This is a genomic window from Pseudomonas sp. TMW22091 (assembly GCF_022496705.1).
In the GTDB taxonomy this organism is placed as follows: domain Bacteria; phylum Pseudomonadota; class Gammaproteobacteria; order Pseudomonadales; family Pseudomonadaceae; genus Aquipseudomonas; species Aquipseudomonas saxonica.
Genome location: NZ_SCFI01000009.1, coordinates 87,684 through 105,457, shown reverse-complemented (window position 1 = coordinate 105,457; position 17,774 = coordinate 87,684). Strand labels below are relative to the sequence as shown.

Sequence of the window (17,774 nt, the reverse complement as noted above, 5' to 3'; positions counted from 1 at the left end):
TTTCATTCGTCCTTATCGGCCGCCGCGGGGCGAGGCTTCCATTGAATATCGTCTTTGATTTTCGTCGAGTTCATCACCAAACGAACTCCCGGCTCGACCTCACGCATCGACATAGGCACAGTCCAGTTATCCCAGGCCTGTGCCCCAGGTGCCTTTATCAAGGGAACTGTTCTGTCCTTGTCTGGCCCGCGCTTTTCATATGCCAAGATACGATTGCCCTGCATCACCTCGTTCACCCACTGGTCCGCGCGCTGCTTGAGCATATCGCCCGCGAGCTTCTTCGCAGGAGCTTCTGCGATGTTGTCGGCGCGCGTTTCGAGCACCTTCATGGCATCCAGCATTTCCGCCTGATCTGGCTGTTTAAGGCTCTGCGCTCCGTCGTTCGGCGCGAAATCATCGCTCTTGGCGCGGATAAGTGAAAGCATCGCTCCAGTCAAACCGCGATCCATGGCGCGCGGCGAAAACGGTGTGACCGATTGCGCTTCAACATGCTTGTAAAAGGTCGCGTGGTAATGCTCGAAGGTCTCATAGTGCGAGAGGTCGCGAGGCCGGGCCCATGTCAGTACGGTACACACCAGTCCAGGGAATTGACGCCCCACACGACTCGTCGCCTGTATATATTCCGCAGTCCCTTTTGGCTGACCGTTGACTGCCATAATTCCCAGCCGGTTAACGTCGACCCCGACCGACAGCATGTTGGTGGCCAATACGATATCGATGGCTCGAGAATCTCCTTCTTCCCAACGGGTCACGTACTTACCTTTTTCAGGATCCCACTCGGACTTGAACATCACCTCAAGCTGGTCGAGATACTTGGGAATGTCCTGGTTGGAAACACGAGAAGTCAGCTCACGAATGTTCATAACGCTGCGCTGCGCCAGACCAGGCCGCTGCACCATGCTCATTTGTACGCGGTACGCACGAGTCTGCACGTCATCCTCGGCCAGACGCTTCATACCGCCCAACTCGCGTAGCGAGTTGAAGTACCCCACCATGGTCATGTATGGATCAGCAGCCTTGCCGAAGCGATCGAACAGTGCCTGAGCAGCGGTCAGAGCAGCGGTATAGACCCTAATCAGCATCGCTGGCCGCGAGCTGCCCGGAGAACAAATACCTAGATAACGTCGCCCTGGTTTCTGCTCGATCGGACGCTGCACCGAGAAAAAGTTGTCCTCGACATCCAAGCCATGCGGCGGGAAAACCGAGACCTGGCGCATGAATACATTGTTTACCTGTTGCTGCGCCTTGCGCACGGTGGCCGTCGAAGCGATAACCTTCGGGCGGATCGAATCATCACCCAGCTGCCAGGTGCATAGTTCATCGACCGTACTCTCATACAGTCCAACCATGGTCCCCAAAGGTCCACTGATCAGGTGGAACTCGTCCTGGATGATCAGGTCCGGAGGCCTTACTGGAGCGATAGCTTTGACCGACGCCGCTGCTCTACCAGCTACAGCCCTATGGCCGGTATTGCACTCAGAGCCCGGCCAGAGCAAGCCATGACGGGAGCATTCCTTCGAGACACGACCGAACAGGTTCCGTACCTGTCCGCGCCACGCCATCATGGCGAACTTGTCGACGGTGGCGATCATCATGGACGGTGGGCGATGATACATCTCTTCGTCCACGACCATAACCGGCAAACCAGGATGCGCCAGCTTGCTCGAGCGACCGCGAGAGAAATCGCAGACACTGAGCTTGTCGCCGCAGTAAATTGTCGTCCGCCCAACGATCTTGTCTACCTCAATATCTCTGCTCGGATCAATCTCCGTTCCGCACCATGGACACCCTGTAAGCTGGGCTGGCGATGCCATACCAGTCGGGTTTCGGCCAGGGGTACGAATGGCTTCGATAAACTTGTGGCTATCTTCGGTGGAGCCCGGCGTCACCTTATTGCCAACCCAAAGGCCTATGGTGAACGCGCTATCGCCTAAGGACTTGTCACCCGCTGCAAGCGCTTCTCGGCGAATATGCTCCATAGCACAGAGCAGCGCGGTAGCCCGCTGAAACTGTTGAAGAGTCAGCAAGCGCAGGGTGTAGCGCATGATCACAGCCAGACCGCGAGATGCGTCGTAGCCGCCCATATTTCCTTGCAAACGGCGAATCGCCATGGTGAAAGCAGCGACACCAAGATACGCCTCGGTCTTGCCACCACCGGTGGGAAACCAAAGCAGGTCAGCATAGGCCTGTAGAGGCTGAGTACGATCCGTATGTTTCGGATCAGCCAGTCCCGGCAAGGACAGCAGAAGGAAAGCCAACTGGAAGGGACGCCAAGAGCGGTTCTTCGAAATGTCGAACTCCTCCAGCTTGACAGTGCGACCGCGCCGGCGCTGCAAGGCGAACGCACTATGCACACGCTGGATGGCCATTGCACGATTGGCGAACCGAAATGCCGCCAGGGCCTTATCGTCTGTTGCCAGCAGACTCACACCCTCGCGCAGTCGAATCAGGATCGACTCACATTGCCCCAGAGCCTCATCGGCCTGCTGGGCATAGCCGACGGCATCGGTCTCAATACGTGCTCGCTGATTTTTGATCCAGGCAGCATAATCCTCAGTCAGTATTCCGAGCGCAGCAACGAGCTCGTCAGTCTCCAGTTCCGCTAGATGCTTCATATCCAGCAGTTCTTCATCGACCAGCCTGCGCATAGCTGGGCGATCCTGCGAATCCAAACCCGGCGTTTCCGTCACCGGCACTTCATATTGCGGCATCACCACAGTACGTAGTTCGACTGCCCTCGCTACATCAGCACCACACAACGCATGCACTGCAACACCATGACCGACAGCGAACTCGACCCGGTCGCGATAGATCATTTCCAGCGCCAGACGCTCGCGCAAGTCGTCATCGTCCGCAGCGCCAACATTAGCTTCGAGTGCGGGACGACGGCGGAATACTTCCTTTATCGAGCTTTCGTCATTTGCACGCACGCGAATTTCCGGCTGGAACACCCAGGCGGTATCGCGATTCTCATCAGGCTCTGTCTGCCCGTTTACCAGAAACAACGTTACCAAGCGCTCACCCTTTTCATTTGGAGAGCGCACCGTGCCTTGAATAAGCACTTTCTGGCAGGCAGCATCCGGGGCGACGGGAGTGATCACGCCATCCTCCAGCGCCAATGGGAAGATTCCACCAGACGGTTTTCGCCGCCAGACTTTGGCTTTGAGAACTTGCTCAATGGTCTTGATCACCCGGCCTTCGGCATCACGGACTGCCTTCTTGACTACCTTGGCATGGGCGGAGTCATCGGAGTCGACGCGCTCATAGCGCCCCCAGCTCACAACCACCTCAAGACGCTCCACATTGCCATCGACGCAGAAGGTAAATCCTAAGCTCGAAGGTGCGAGCGATTGGTTAGAGGCTGTATCAACCTCTTCTTCGGCTTCGGAATCACCGCCACCAGATTTCTGGGGAGAGTCAACTTTGTTCGACTGGGCCTTCGGTTCCAAATCAGTAGGCTCGTCCTCCTCATTCGTCTCAGGAGGGGCTATATCCTCACCACGCTCGGCGTTTTCCATCGGCGCTAGCTTGCCGACAAGATAACGATCGCGGACGCTCATATCGACGATGAGCTCTTCCGGCCCACCCGCTGGCCCCAAAAGATCGTCCATGATGGCGTACTGCAGTAATTCGCGAACGTAAGCCTCATTCTCGATCAGAGGAATCTCGGCAAGGGTGATGCCGAGGGCACGTGGAATGGCCTCAGCGAACTCGGTCCAAGGCGCTCGAATGACGCAGCCGGTTTTAGGAGGCAGCAAATTGGTGCTTCCTATCCCAACTGCCGGCTCGATTGTCTTGGCCTTGTCGAAGTACAGCGAGGTGCCAGCCGCATCGACTCGGATACGCAGAACACGACCAATGCGCACGATTCCACCAGCTGAGTTCAAAATCAGTACCCAAGCCCCCTCATGCAACGCGGAATGGCGCCCTTTTAGACGGATACCTTTATTTACTAGACAGGAGTCATGCTCTAACCCTTGATCGACTGCAATCCAGGCCTCCTGGCTAGTGCTGTTACTTTTATCGTCCATAGTCATGCCCTGAATTCATTATCCAAAAGAGTAGAGATACGCTCGACTGTGTAGCAACCATTCTCAATAAATGCCTCGGCGAAACCCCAGTCGCATATGAAGATGATCGGGTGACTGTCTGAACTGCTCTCGTATACTGCATCAACAATAGGTCGAAGTTCTTAAGGCCAGCTGATTGAACTACCTTGCTCATCGCTTATCCCTTTGCCTTGTATCGGACAACATCCCCTGTACCTTGCAACTCAACAAAACCGCCTGCAAGCAACTCAGCGATTGCCGCTTCCCACGATTCTGGTGCAACCCCACAGCCATTTAGAATGGCAGTCTTTACAAACCACATATCGTGGGCCTCAAGCCAGGAAAGAATCTGATCAGAGGCTGTTTCCCCCCATTGATTACCCTTTCTTGAAGCCGATTGAGTAGATGGAAGCGGGGTTGGTATTGCTTCGAAGTTGAACCCTGACTGAGTTGGGCTGGAAGTCCGTACAACCTCAACCTCTACCTTCAAGGGTTTAGCTCGTGTAATGGGTGACTTCGTTGAACCTCCATGCAAACCTTGCGCTACTTCGTCATCGTAACGCTGGCGGTTGAGCTCCGCGAGACGACGAAGAATCTCAATGCGGGCAGGCTCCGAAATCGTATAACGAACACGGTCGCCCTCAGAGAGATATGGCACATCACGGAAACCATGGCCGAGATCAAGGTCATCCCAGCCATAGGCTTGGGCGACGGCAAAATCAATCTCACACTGCAGCTCGCGGAGTTTGTCTATTCCGGGCTCAAGGTCGTCGGGGGCGTGGAAACGATTGTAAAGCTTGGTCAGGCCGATGCGCTCCGTGACCATCATCGAACGCCGGGATTCATCAAGACGGGCCCCCAGTGCTTCGAGTATTTCGTTGTGTATGTTAGAGCTTAATGGGAACGGCTCAAGTGCATCAGTTGGAGCAAAGTTGATACCGAACCCTAGTGTAGAGGACTGGTTCCATATCCACTCCTGAGCGATTGACGAGTTGAAAAAACTCAGTGATGAAAGTGTGTTGCTCCGAAAAACAACGACCTTCTCATGAAAAATTGAGCCGTTGTAGACAAGCGAAGGATTGAAGTACTTACCCACGCGAGCCGATACGAGGACACGATTCATGGGCGTCTGCGTCGGACTCCACTTCTTGGGATGCTGCTCGAAATGATGGCCGCGCCCAATGGTGTGATAAAGCGCAGGGCGTTTATCGGCGTATTGCCACCACCGTTCTGGCAAGGGACGACGCAAAACAAACGCTCCTCGCTCGTTACGTCGCTGCCTTTCTGGCTTCACCCTCTCCTCAATCCAGCGCCACGGCAATTTATACTCACACGCTTGTTCCTCGGGCCAGTCCCAGAAACTGATCACATAACGGCTGGGCTTCTGCTCGGGATGAGTGTTGATGTCTTCGCCATTGAGATACGGGAAGATTACGCTGGAGTTCTTAGGATCGGCGTCAAGTAACCTCTGAGCGTCCTCCTGAGAGAGCACAAAACCCATACCGTTGACGAATGAACCAATGAAGGCGATGCCCTCGTTTACCTTAAGCCGCTTGGGGCTCCATTCTTCACGACCAGAGAGGAAGGCCGAAATGAAGGGCACGGGTTGACCCGACATATTGCGCGCCCCTTCCCATTCACCTTTCCTTACGTGCACGCGGCTTGTGATAACCGCCGCCGAGCCAGGCCAAGGTTCGTTTGGGTATGCAGCGTGAATTAATGCGCCTGATTTTAGAATGGCCTCCAGCCCTACTTGCCGCGTGTCGCCTTCGGCGATGGTATTTACGGCTAGAAGACCAAAATGCCCACCTTCGCGCAAAAGAGTAAAGGCGCGCAGGAAGAAGTAGGCTACAAGATCGGCACTGCCTCGGCGACCTTCGGCGATATTGGATACGAGCCAGTCGCGATATTGTGTGCCGGTCACACCAGTGATGCGCTTTCCACCCAAGAAAGGTGGATTACCTACGAAAGCATCGAACCCCCTATTTTCGCGCTGAAACACCTCAGGAAACTCAATTGCCCAATGCAAGGGAAGACGGCTCGCCTTACCAGGGGGAAGGTCGACCGAGAGCGTAGATTTAGCCCGCGTTGCTATGGCGTTGATTGCATCTCGATCACCATCTATAGCCTGTCCGGATTGAATTGCGAAAGTCGCGAGGCTGACATCATAGGCAGGGCTATTGGTACCAAAAGCGAATACCCCCCCAATGAAGGCGTCGGCGATCAGCTCTGGCAGCTCAAGTCGACGTCGTGCATCCTCATCCAGGCGCGCCATGGCTTCGACATCGTGGATGTCACGGATTGGCATCTCGCGCAAACGCTGGCGAAGTTCGATCGCCTCGCGTACTGCCAACTCGATGTTCTTGCCGAACAGATGCTGCTGCCCCTTGCCTCCAGGCGCCATGCTCAGCTCGGTGAGTTGGTCAATCCGATGAATGCCCAGCAGGCTGTCGCCACACTTGAGGTTATGATCGAGAAAACCGAATGGGCGGCCCTTGGCTAGCGTTACTAGCCAAATGGAGAGCTTGGCCAGTTCCACTGCCAAGGGGTTCAGATCCACCCCGTATAGACAACGCTCGGCGACCAAGCGACGAGCGATCAGCAACCTATCTTCGAGATTAACAGGTAGGCCTTCTTGATCGACAAAGTCATCGACGGCTACACCTTCGCTAGTGATATGCCGACCGGCTGTTTCCTCCACAGCCCAGGCATCGACGATCCGCTCAGCGAGCCAGCGGCAAACTTGTACCAGGAACGCTCCCGAGCCCATGGCTGGGTCGCAAATCTTCAGATCCAGCAGTTCGGCTGCAGACTTCAAACGCCACTGTTCCTGAGGAAAGCCTTTGGCAGGGCCAACGTAGATGACGGGCACCAAAGTAGTTTCGACTATGCGCTCGGTGAGGGATTTTGGTGTGTAGTGTGCGCCCGTTTCACGACGATTGCTGCCCGTGGTGACGATGAAGGCTCCCTCTGGGTAGATCAACGGATACCCCCAAGGATCGGTGCGCAGTAGATTAAGGATTGGCAATGCACGATCGCGCAACTCTTCGTCTCCAGCACAGGCTGTGAGCAGGAGGCCAGCCTGAACGGCATCGACCGAGCGTTCGAGATCCTTGTGGATAGCTCCTGCGCCACGCTTGATCGCATCGGCACCGGAAAGCGCATTGGTCAACACCCCTTCGCCCAGTCGGTACAAAGCTTCGAGCTCCTCCAAACCATAAAGGGTCTTCTTCGCTCCCTTGCCACCGGTCAGCTCCACCGTCACCCGTTCGGTTCGAGCGACAGTGCGCTCTAGCAGGCCCTCGTAGACGTAGCCGATCTGTTCCACATCTAGCCCACGATAGGAGAGCGTACGACCTTCGTATTGCTGGATGGCCTCCAGCAGGAGCAACACAGTGCGGTTATCGATCGGTAGCGGTCGCGCGGGATCGACCTTCCAGTCGGAGCCCTTGGCACGCCCTTCGAGGAAAGGGAAACGATTGGGGTCGAATAGTGAACCACCCAGAGCGGGAAGGCGAAGCGTTTCATGCTCAATGCCGCCGTAGACCGCACGGAAGGTTGCCAGTAACCGTGACCAGGCATCGTTGCGCCGCTCCAAGACCTCCTCAGTTTCCCGACGCAGCTGCATACGCAGAGTGGAGATGGCGTAGTTACTTTCGTACACCCGCTCCCCCATCAGCAAGAGCCCACGTTCCTCGGCCGACAATAGGAACACCAGACGCATCATGATGGTCAGGCCCGCTTCGTAGAGCTCGGTCGGTTCAACACCTTGCAGCAGCGTCCGCGAGCGTTCGCGGTCTTCTTTGTCTAGCGCCTGGATCAACACCTCAACCGCACGACGAACTTGCTCGCCCAAAGCATCGGTGACTTCTTCCTGGTGCTGGATAGACTCATCCAGCATTGAGGGTAGTGTCTCATCGTCAGGCCCGAAGAAGCGTCTGATACCCAGCAGGGTGAGGAAGGCTTGCAGCGTCAGCCGCTCCTGCCCCCAGAGACGTGCATACCAACTGGCGAATGTCGATACCGCCCCAATAGGTGCATCGACCAGCATCCAACGCTCGCCATCGGTGACCAGGCCGAGGCGGCAGCCGCTGGCCCGACAGAGCCGCTCCATGCGCTCAGCTGGGCAGGCGATCCAGCCATCGATTTTCAGGGCAGCCTGGAGATCCATTCCTGCTGGATAAATTTGGACGAGCAACTGAATTTTTCCACCCGAGACCAGCACATAGTCAGGCACCAAGGTGACACCATGTTCAGGCAGAGTTACGCGTTGTTCCGCAGGCATGCGTTCACCATGCAGTAGAAACTCACCGCTATCGAACTCATCGTATTCCAAGCCGCGGACGAGCACCTCGTGAATCCAGGCTAGGTGCAATTCGGAGAACCTCGGATCGTCGTTGTCACGAGCCTCGCACCATTCGTCATAGGCCTGACGCAGGTATTGGCGAATACGCGGCTCGACTGCCGGCAGACCGGTGGAGAAGACGCGCTTCAGTACGGGCGTGGCAAGAAAAGGACCGGAGACCTCAATGAGCGACAACCATTCATCGTGGACATCAAGGGGTTTCATGGGCGGCCTCCCGGGGCTAACGATGCGGGTACGATGAAAATGACGGCGACCGGGAAGGTGCGATCCTGTGGTTCTGAGTAGCGTGATTCGATGGCACTGGTTTCCTGCTCTCGCTCGGCAGGAATGCGCGCAAGACGTGTCTGCAATGCCGAGTTGTCACGGCGGACTTGGGTGCGTTCATCTTCACTGAACAAAGAAAACTGCTCAGGCAACTCGTCCTTTCCCAGCTCTTTGCGAATGGCGCTTTCCAATTCGTCGAGCACTGCAAGAATGTCTTCCGTTTCTTTCTTCTTGCGGGTCTCCAAGGTGTTGCCCAAATACTCGAGGCGGTTACGCGATCGTGTCGTGAGTGTTTGCTGGATGGCCTCTACGGCAGCGGCGAAGCGATAGCGCAGTTTGTCGAATGCTGAGGTGTCAAGCGGACACGGCTCCGCTTCGTCCAGCCAGGATTGCACCCGAGTGACGCCATCCTCGCGCTTGAAGCCTTGTTCCCGCAGATAGCCGCCAGACACAGTCAACTCTTCATGCAGGCGATGATGGTTACCGCCAGTGATCACCAAGCGTGACACGACCACGACAGCCGGAGCCTCAAGACGATCGTCAGGTAACACTCGCACCGTCACACGGTGCAACCGCTTGTTCTCCTCCTGAGCCCAGACCTCGGCACGCAGCAAACGTAAGCACATCTGTACCAAGCGATGGTTGAGATGGATGAGCACCAGATCATCTCGTCCCTTGGCGACTTCATGATCGAAAGTCACTGAGCGGATCTTACCGGTAAAGGGATGTTCCAGCCCCTCGCGGCAACGCTCCCAAGCACCTCCCAACGGTGGCAGTTCGAAGATGCTCCCCGGCGCGGTACCTTCCATAGTCAATGGCTTGAGTGCTGGCTTCTCTGCCAGCGCCAAGCCAGTCTCGACTGCTTTTAGTATGTGCTCGGGAGACAGATGAAAATCCTCCCGCGTCTCGACTAGGCGCTCATGCAGCTTGGCCACCCGATTGGTAAGGTCTTTTTCGGTACGGACGAAGCGACGGGCCTGGGCGATCTTTGCGTCCGCCAGTCGGGTATCCAGAACGCGCAGAGATCCTTCGATAAGCCCGGACATCTGCGGTGCAATCACTGGGTTCACACTTCCCATGTCGGCGCGCATCGAGTCAAGCTTGCGTAGCGCACGCAGTATGTCTTCCTTGTGGCCGCCGACAGCCCCCTCGTCCTCACGAGCATCGACTGGGTGCCAGATCAACACCTCTTTTTCGCGCTGGCCGTGACGGTCGATACGACCATTACGTTGCTCCATGACGTTGGGGTTGTACGGAATTTCCAGGTGGATGAGGTAGTTGCAGTGATTCTGCAGGTCGATACCTTCGGAAGCAGCATCGGTGGCCAGCAGAATACGCACGGGGGAAATATCGGGAGCAGCCTGAAATGCCGCCTTCACTTGCTCTCGATCATCATGATCCATGCCGCCGTGCAGGATCATCAGGCGATCCCCACCCAAATCATGAGTCGCCAGAATCTGGTGCAACCAATCGAGCGTGGTGCGGTACTCAGTGAAGAGAATCACGCGTTTGCCGTTCCAGACTCCATCGGTCTTCAGATGCCGATCGATCCAGGCGAGCAGAGCTTTGGCCTTGGAGTCTGTCTGATTCATCGCCTGCTGAGCCCAATGCCTGAGTTCGTCGAGCAAGATGCGCTCTTCTGCGCTCAAGGGGCGCGAGTGGCGAGTGGCTTCCTCGACGGCCTCTTGCTGCGCAACCTCGACATCCGCGTCGTTGGCGTAATCCTCTTCCGCACGCTGAATGGCCTTGAGCAAGATGCGCTCGGATAAGTCCGTCTGTGCCTTACTGCTCCCGCCGCTCTCCAAAGTCGCAACATGTTTTTCAAGGGTAGACGCGAAGGCAGCCGGCGATGAGAACAAGCGCTTGCGCAGCAGTTGATTGACGAAAGAGGCTCCTGTCACGCTGCCCAATTCGTCATCCACAGCTTCCCTGCTGGCACAGAATGCTTGCAGCTTGCGATGGATCTCTCTTTCTTTGGCGGTGTAGTTGACAGGCAATGCTTCCAGCTTGCGCTGGGCGTAGATTAACTGCCCATCCTTGTCGGTAATTTCACTCTTGAGGCGGCGAATCATCACCAGGGACAGTTGCTTCTCTTCCGGCATGATGTTACGTGCGAAGCGCTGGTCATCGAGCAGTTCCAGCAACGAAGTGAAGGACTCGGTGTAGCCGTTGTGTGGCGTAGCGGTCAGGAACAGGTGGTGCTGAAAATGCGGGGCAATGGTGCGGATTAAACGGGTGCGCTGACTCTCGATGGCGTATTGCGCACTCGCTGCCGGCGCGACGTTGTGCGCCTCGTCGACGACCAGCATGTCGAACTTGCGTGGATAGCTGACATGTGCCGGCAAGATATCGCGGAAGGCACGCAGACCATCCCCAGTTTTGGCCCAATCCATTGACGTGATCAGGCGCGGGAACGAGGTCCATGGATTGGCATGAATGCCTCGTTCACGTCGCATTTCCTTAATGTAAGTACCGTCGACGATGCGGAATTCTAAGCCGAACTTTTCCACCATCTCTACACGCCACTTCTCTTGCAGTGACGCGGGACAAACGATCAACACAGTGCGGATACGATGGCGCAACAGCATTTCCTGGATGACCAAACCTGCTTCGATCGTCTTGCCTAGACCTACGTCATCGGCAATCAGTAAGTTGACACGAGCCATGTCGATCGCGCGCACCAGCGGGTCCAACTGGAAGTCCTGAAGGCTCACGCCGCTGCGAAACGGTGCCTGGAGAAAACCGCGATCGGCATTAGTAGCTGCTCCCCAGCGCACGGCATCGAGAAAGGCCTCAAGCGTGTCGGAGTCGTCCTGCCCGGTGATAGCCGGCAAACCTGCCCTCTCGATGACATGCGCCCCCGGCTCAATCTCCCAGATCACCTGGAGCTCTTCGCCCAAGGCATCTTCATCGATCGAAGCCAGCGTGATGGCATGCTGCTGCACGCTGCCCAGTTTGGAAGCATCCACTTCGGCCACCACCCACTGCCGGCGTCTAACTTCTACGAGCTGGCCTGGTTCCGGAATATTGCGGTAGCTGATGTCTTCCGCTGTTGCAGTCATTCTTTACTCCTTAGCTCCGCAACCATCTACCTGATGGTTACGGATGAGCGAAAAGCCGATACCCAGCGCATCGTAGCTGCGCAAAGCACAAATTCATCTAGGCACAGGTGATGGAGTTCGAGGGATGTAGCGGCAGCGTTCGTGCACACAACAAACGCTGTAATTTAGCCATCCCTGGGGCACCACAGCCTGCCTTGATGCGATGCTCGTCACCTTATCCACTGATAGGGCATGGGTAAAGCCATGCCCTGTGCTTTTTGCCAGTATGGCAAGTGAGCGAGCGCATTCGTCGGACACCTATGCCTGGACTACGTCACTAAGCGAGTACGTTCAGGCCCGACTGGCCCCAAATCCATGACTGCCATCCCCAAAGACTTTCGTCGCAGCCTTACAGAGATAGCTCGTTCTGTGGAAGAACTCAGCCTGCCCTCCCGGCTCACCAAGGTTTAGGTGGTAGCATGGGTTAGGTGGAACCTCGACCAAGCCCCTGACAGCCTCCACAGATAAACCCAAGGCACTAGCCCAAGCTTCTACGAGACGATTGAACATGTTGTCCCTGCCGACCTCGAACTTACCCAAGGCAGTGAAGGCATCCCGGTTGAGCAGGATTGCTAGGTGATAGTGAGGCTTTCCATGCTCCCCCAGCTCTCGCGCCCAGACGTAGCGGACCTTGCTATCGTGGGCGTACTTGTTCAGTTGTCGAGCTTGACTACGGTTATGTGCAATCTTGGCCTTAAAAGATTCGATAAAGCGCTCAACCACCTGGTTCGTATAGACAGAGTCAGGTAGCTGAATCCCGGTAGGGAAGCGTAGATCAAACCTGAAGGCAAATACGCGAGGGTATTGAGCAAGAGCACATTGCATCGCCTGCTGAAGGCGACTCAGGTATTGTTGAATGAACGGGCCTTTACCCACCTGTATAGGCCAGCCTTGGAATGTGCTGTCCTTGTGAAGGATAAGATTGGTATTGCTAGGGTGACGACTCATGTTACGGCTCCATGGTTTAGTTACATATACTCCACACACCAAGTACTTTTTAACTAAATACCTGAACAACCATACTCATGTAGTCATTCATGCCAACACTTGCCCCAACAAAACAGCTACAACCAGAGAACATAAGCAGCCAGTAGAAACAACTACAAAAGCATACTACCAATACCGAAAGCAAACATTGCGCTCTCTGACTACAGACAGCAACAAACCTGAGCTAATCGCATCCAAACTAATAAATTCATAACTCCGGCAAAAAACCATCATGACCCGACACTAGCCAGGTCATGATGAAAACACTATCAGACTATTATTTACCCTAACAATTTATCACGTTGTTCTACCCGCCCCAGAATCCATTCATGTATCTCACTTTCCAGCCAACCAACACTCCTATCTCCTAAGGAAATTGGCCTAGGGAACCCTCCCTCAGATATATACTTGTAAATTGTCGACCGACCCAAGCCTGTCGAACCCATTACATCTTTCAAGCGAATTATCCTCATGAACGGAGCTCCTGTATTCGTCCAGAGGATTGGCAAGCCCAGTAGAAATTAACTGAGAGACAGGCTACCTCGACTCAAAGCATTGAAAGCAGCCGCGTGATGACTATTGCCCCCCATGACCGATCACCCCAAGCGAGCCATGACCGAGCCTCCTTTCTGCCTACCCTCCCCTCCCATTACCGCACCCGACTCCCAGAGAGGACGACAACTCGATATCAACAATTGCTTAACGAAGGCTTAGCACTGTAGGATCATCTAGGTAAAAACCATAAGAATACGCGTGTAAACCAAGAATTTCAGATAAAAATTATCTACTAGAGAATCTCTACAAAACATCTAAATAACACCTAAATCCCTACACGATCCATTCACTAATGAATCTTGATTTTAGCTAGAGAGAACACCATGGCAGTCCATTACACAGACCTGTTGTCAAGCATTCTGGAAGACAAGACAGCTAGCCACAGACGAGATATTTGGCTTTGGTTCTGGCTGATAGGCCATGGCGCCAACCTAGGCTCATACGCAGAATCGAAAATGGGGATGAGGGATAAAATGGCCCATTATCTCAACCAAAACGCACGGCTAGCCCAGCAGATTAGAGATGATAAAAGCCACCAGCTATTACCTGAACAACAACTAGGCTGGTTCAATGAAGGGAACCGCCAAATAGAATGGGTATTTCCAAAGCTCATGCAATTTGCAGGATACGCCTGGAATAATATTCCGCAGGATGTATTTGGCAAAGACCGGCTCATTTTGATAATCGACCTATGGCAAGTTGGCACAACCCAAAAGAAGCTGGCACTGGATAGTTTGAAGATCCAATGGAACGCTCATAAAAGCGGAGACAAGGCTTACAAATGGTTCAAAGACAATGATAAAAAAAGCGCTCTCGCCTGGGACTGGCTGAATAAAAACACCAGTTCCACCGCCCCCTACTCAAAGCCATTCGAAACATACGAAGACCTTTTAATTTTTTTTGATAGTGCAAACTTAACGACAGAGCAAAAAACCTTATACATCGACAGAGTAAAAAAGAGATGGAGCCAGCAAAAATATAGAGAAGGCCTCACAGGAAAGGCACAATATAACTTCGTCCTTTCAGACAAGGCCATTATGAACCTAGACAAACTAGCCAAACTTCATGAAATTAGCCGAGCAAAAATCTTAGAGATTCTTTTAGAAATGGAAACAGAGAAAAATGGTTACATCCCCGAAAGAATCAGAATATTAAAGTTACTAAACAACAGTTAACGAAGATACTCAACGATTCTTTACCCATAGACGACAACGCAGAAGCGGAGGCACCGCTGAACCTTGGGCGAGCTTGAGTAGGGCGATCAATCTCGTACCAACGAAGCTATCCGCATTCTTGCACTGGGCGGTCTGCTGAATCAGCTTCGTCGCGCTGAGCTCTATGGCTATATCCAGGCCATGGCAGTTTTTTGCCGCATACGCCGAGGCGCTTCCCGATGGCGAGGATTGGGTTGAGGAGTTGGAGCAGAAAGTGAGAGAGACCGCGCATTTTTACCGTACGCGACGGCAATAAGGCAGGTGCTGACTCACCAGAGCGAGTGAAGGTATGAATAAGCGCCAGCAATTGCTATCAGAAGCCGTTAGTCGCGCTCAAAAGAAAGATCCGAAGTACAGCTATGGAATCGAGCTTTGGTCGACGTAAAGATGGGAATCCAAGAAGATTCGCGGATGGTATTCCAAAAGGTATTCCAATAAAAATCTTAACCGCAAATAATCTATTAAAATCAGAATCTTAAATAATCAATTCAGATTACCCCGGCCCAATTTGTCTTCCCAGGAAGACCCAGAAAAGCCGTAAAGCCCAGAGAAATCGAAGCTTTACGGCTTTTTTCTTGCCCGCGTTTTATCACCTATTCTCAGGGCACCCAAGGGTTGGTGGGACACCTATGAGGACATGGAACAAGCACTCTTTAACCCAGTGGACTGGGAAAGTTTAGACAGCCGCGTAGGCCAGTGCTGCGAGGTTCTGTGCGCGGGGATCAATCATGGCGTGAGCACCTGAGGTGGTTGTCACAAAGCTAAAACTAATACCGCGATCAGCATCTGCGAAAGCGATTGGGCCGCCCAGCCCTATATGCCCAAACGTATTGGGCCCCATACGGTGTGATGCATGTGGATCGACCTGTTGTTCCAGCATGCAACCCAAACCGTAGCGCATGGGCCGTTTCCAGATACGATCCATGCCGTTGCTTTGCTCTTGGATGAATTCATTGAGCGTCTCTGCGCTGATCAAACGCCCTGCCAGCAATGCACTGTAAAAGCCGGCCAAACCATTTGCCGTGCTATGTGAGCACGCACCGGGCTGTTTAAAGGCCCACCATCTTGGGTCAGAGGAGCGCTTGGGAGACATTCCCGGATTGGTAAATGCCAGTGTCGAAATGTCGTGCGAATCCGTCGCGACGCTTGCTCTTAAATTCTGCGAGTAAGGATCGCCTGTACGTCCCTTGGCCGCGTAAAAACGGGCTATCCGGTAATAGTCTGGTTGTTCTACGCCTAGATGAACCTCCAGGCCATTGGGTTGAGTTATTTCTTCATGAATAAACGTGCAGGGGTCACGGCCATCAGTGCGCCGAATCAGCTCTCCGATTATCCAGCCATAGGTCAAGGTCCCATAGCCCAGTTCGGTTCCGGGTTGCCACCACACAGGCTCTGCAGCCAGAGTATTGATCATCTGCTCCCAGTCATACATCGCAGGGTTTCGGTCAGGAAGTCTCAATGCTGGAATCCCGGAGGTATGGCTCATCACGTGACGCAAGGTAATGGTGTCTTTACCGCCTTGCGCGAACTCAGGCCAGTAATGAGCCACCGGTATGTCCAGCTCTAACACGCCTTTCTCGACCAGCATTAATGCAGCAACGGCTGCGAAGGGTTTGACCACGCAAAATGTATTTACCAGCGTATCTTCATGCCAAGGCTTACTTCCCTCAAGGTCCGATGAGCCTGCCCAGAGATTCACAACGGTTTCATCGCCCACCTTTATACACAGGCCTCCCCCACGCTCCTGCGGATCATTAAAAATATCTTCGAAAGCAGACTTTATATTTTCGAATTCACTTACACATATCCCGCTTGCTTCCATGCCTTACACTCCATGTGTTTAAAATCTAACCCGCGCCTGGGAGGCGCGCAATGACAACCTAAGTACATACCAAAGTAGCGCACCCATACAGTTAACCAGCAGGCGAATGGGCGCGCTTTAGTGCCTATACACTTCTTTTAATAGGTATCAGCGAAAAAAATAAGTGCCGCAGTACTTCAGACTTTTTGCGCGCTCAGAGAGTAACGATTTGAGCGCTTATACGTCCCAAAATCATTAAAGCGCACGCCGACCTCTGCCAGTACTTTATGAGCGAACGGCGCTGTCATCTGACGCAAGTAGAAGGGATCTTTAACAACAAAATGATGAATGCAATGAGTGCTTCCGAAGTTGAAGCAAAACAACTGGAATGGCCATAACCACCATGGATTCATCACTTGAGTTTGCTGCAAAGGATTGCGCGGCATGACATCGCCGAAATAATGAATGTTTGAGCTGACAAAGAACAGGCAAAACTGACGGATTATATTGGGCGCTATGATAATAACCACTGCGCTGTTTACTACGCTCATTAACATAGACATTGCTGGGGATGGCTCATGGCTTATACCGGCGAGTGAGCTTGCCCATTCGTAGAAGTGATACCCCAGGAACACATACCAGCAGCCCCAGTACAGAAGGCCTAGCGGGGCGTTCAAGCGCAGCACCTTGAGGGTCAGTCGGATTTTTTCTCGCCAGGTGGGTGCAAACAAAGCATTCACAATGCCAAATATAAACCCATCAACAAGCTTTAATAACCTCTTTGCCCCCCATGGGCTACCGCTGGTGGTAATCCAGGCTTCAACATCGGTCTCTGTTCCTGACTCTTTATGGTGATGAAAGTGCAACTCTCTCCTTAACCAAGGGCTTGGCATACCCGGCCGTGTTATCCAGCACAACAACATCATCAGGTTGTGCGCGAGGGGTTGTTTTCTGAAATATAAGCGATGTATTAAATCGTGCTCAAGTTCATGTATAAGTGACGTCAACAACGCATTGACCACAATGCAAAGCCAACCTGGGATCAGCCCTTTAACATAGAGGGCACCCATGACAATCATGCCCGTTACAGACACTGTCATCACGCTAGCGCCTATTAAATTTTGATAATTTAACAGGCGATAACGCTGGCGCAGTTCATTACTGTGCTGGGTGATTTTCTGAGTAACGGCATTTATTGAATCTTGCTCTGTTTTTGACAGCGCAGATGTACTGGTTTTATTCACGGTATTCATCACTTCATCCTTTGAATGCGATGGCTCGGTGTGCCGAACTATGAAAGCACATATATATTCGAGGGCAAGTTTTTTTGCTGATCACTTTGCATGTCCGGACGAGCGGAAAGACAAAGTGTTTAATTGTCTGACAATAAAGGTAGTGAGTGGCGTAATAAGGTCTTCTTTTGGCCGATTACCCCTT

The 17,774-nt window shown here is 53.4% G+C and carries 8 protein-coding genes; 1 reads left to right on the top strand and 7 read right to left on the bottom strand.

Annotated elements, in window-relative coordinates; genetic code table 11:
- Nucleotides 1–2: 2 nt before the first annotated feature.
- The 5 genes from drmA to EQV93_RS17035 form a co-directional block, all read right to left on the bottom strand.
- Nucleotides 3–4,037 carry a DISARM system helicase DrmA gene (drmA, locus tag EQV93_RS17055; RefSeq protein WP_240892019.1) on the bottom strand — a complete coding sequence of 1,345 codons (4,035 nt, stop codon included), beginning with the start codon at nt 4,035–4,037 and terminating at the stop codon, nt 3–5.
- Nucleotides 4,038–4,227: 190 nt separating this feature from the next.
- Nucleotides 4,228–8,619: an Eco57I restriction-modification methylase domain-containing protein gene (locus EQV93_RS17050; RefSeq protein ID WP_240892018.1), complete on the bottom strand. Its 4,392-nt coding sequence runs from the start codon at nt 8,617–8,619 to the stop codon at nt 4,228–4,230.
- Nucleotides 8,616–11,741 (bottom strand): DISARM system SNF2-like helicase DrmD, encoded by a 3,126-nt coding sequence (gene drmD, locus EQV93_RS17045; protein ID WP_240892017.1) that lies wholly within the window; start codon nt 11,739–11,741, stop codon nt 8,616–8,618. The genes EQV93_RS17050 and drmD overlap by 4 nt, the downstream gene beginning before the upstream one ends.
- Before the next feature lie 330 nt (nt 11,742–12,071).
- Nucleotides 12,072–12,728: an inovirus Gp2 family protein gene (locus EQV93_RS17040; protein WP_240892016.1), complete on the bottom strand. Its 657-nt coding sequence runs from the start codon at nt 12,726–12,728 to the stop codon at nt 12,072–12,074.
- 320 nt (nt 12,729–13,048) lie between these two features.
- Nucleotides 13,049–13,240 (bottom strand): AlpA family transcriptional regulator, encoded by a 192-nt coding sequence (locus EQV93_RS17035; RefSeq protein WP_240892015.1) that lies wholly within the window; start codon nt 13,238–13,240, stop codon nt 13,049–13,051.
- 405 nt (nt 13,241–13,645) lie between these two features.
- Between EQV93_RS17035 and EQV93_RS17030 the strand changes: the two genes are divergently transcribed.
- Entirely contained in the window at nt 13,646–14,497 is an 852-nt protein-coding gene (locus tag EQV93_RS17030; protein ID WP_240892014.1) for a hypothetical protein, read from the top strand.
- Nucleotides 14,498–15,212: 715 nt separating this feature from the next.
- Here EQV93_RS17030 and EQV93_RS17025 read toward each other — a convergent pair.
- Nucleotides 15,213–16,358, bottom strand: coding sequence for a serine hydrolase domain-containing protein (locus tag EQV93_RS17025; protein WP_240892013.1), 1,146 nt, complete (start codon nt 16,356–16,358; stop codon nt 15,213–15,215).
- Between the two features lie 176 nt (nt 16,359–16,534).
- Nucleotides 16,535–17,590, bottom strand: a complete 1,056-nt coding sequence (locus tag EQV93_RS17020) for a fatty acid desaturase (protein ID WP_240892012.1) — start codon at nt 17,588–17,590, stop codon at nt 16,535–16,537.
- Nucleotides 17,591–17,774: the final 184 nt, after the last annotated feature.

Coding starts and splice junctions, on each gene's coding strand:
- drmA (WP_240892019.1), bottom strand. CDS start 4,037: ATGACTATGGACGATAAAAGTAACAGCACTAGCCAGGAGGCCTGGATT.
- EQV93_RS17050 (WP_240892018.1), bottom strand. CDS start 8,619: ATGAAACCCCTTGATGTCCACGATGAATGGTTGTCGCTCATTGAGGTC.
- drmD (WP_240892017.1), bottom strand. CDS start 11,741: ATGACTGCAACAGCGGAAGACATCAGCTACCGCAATATTCCGGAACCA.
- EQV93_RS17040 (WP_240892016.1), bottom strand. CDS start 12,728: ATGAGTCGTCACCCTAGCAATACCAATCTTATCCTTCACAAGGACAGC.
- EQV93_RS17035 (WP_240892015.1), bottom strand. CDS start 13,240: ATGAGGATAATTCGCTTGAAAGATGTAATGGGTTCGACAGGCTTGGGT.
- EQV93_RS17030 (WP_240892014.1), top strand. CDS start 13,646: ATGGCAGTCCATTACACAGACCTGTTGTCAAGCATTCTGGAAGACAAG.
- EQV93_RS17025 (WP_240892013.1), bottom strand. CDS start 16,358: ATGGAAGCAAGCGGGATATGTGTAAGTGAATTCGAAAATATAAAGTCT.
- EQV93_RS17020 (WP_240892012.1), bottom strand. CDS start 17,590: ATGAATACCGTGAATAAAACCAGTACATCTGCGCTGTCAAAAACAGAG.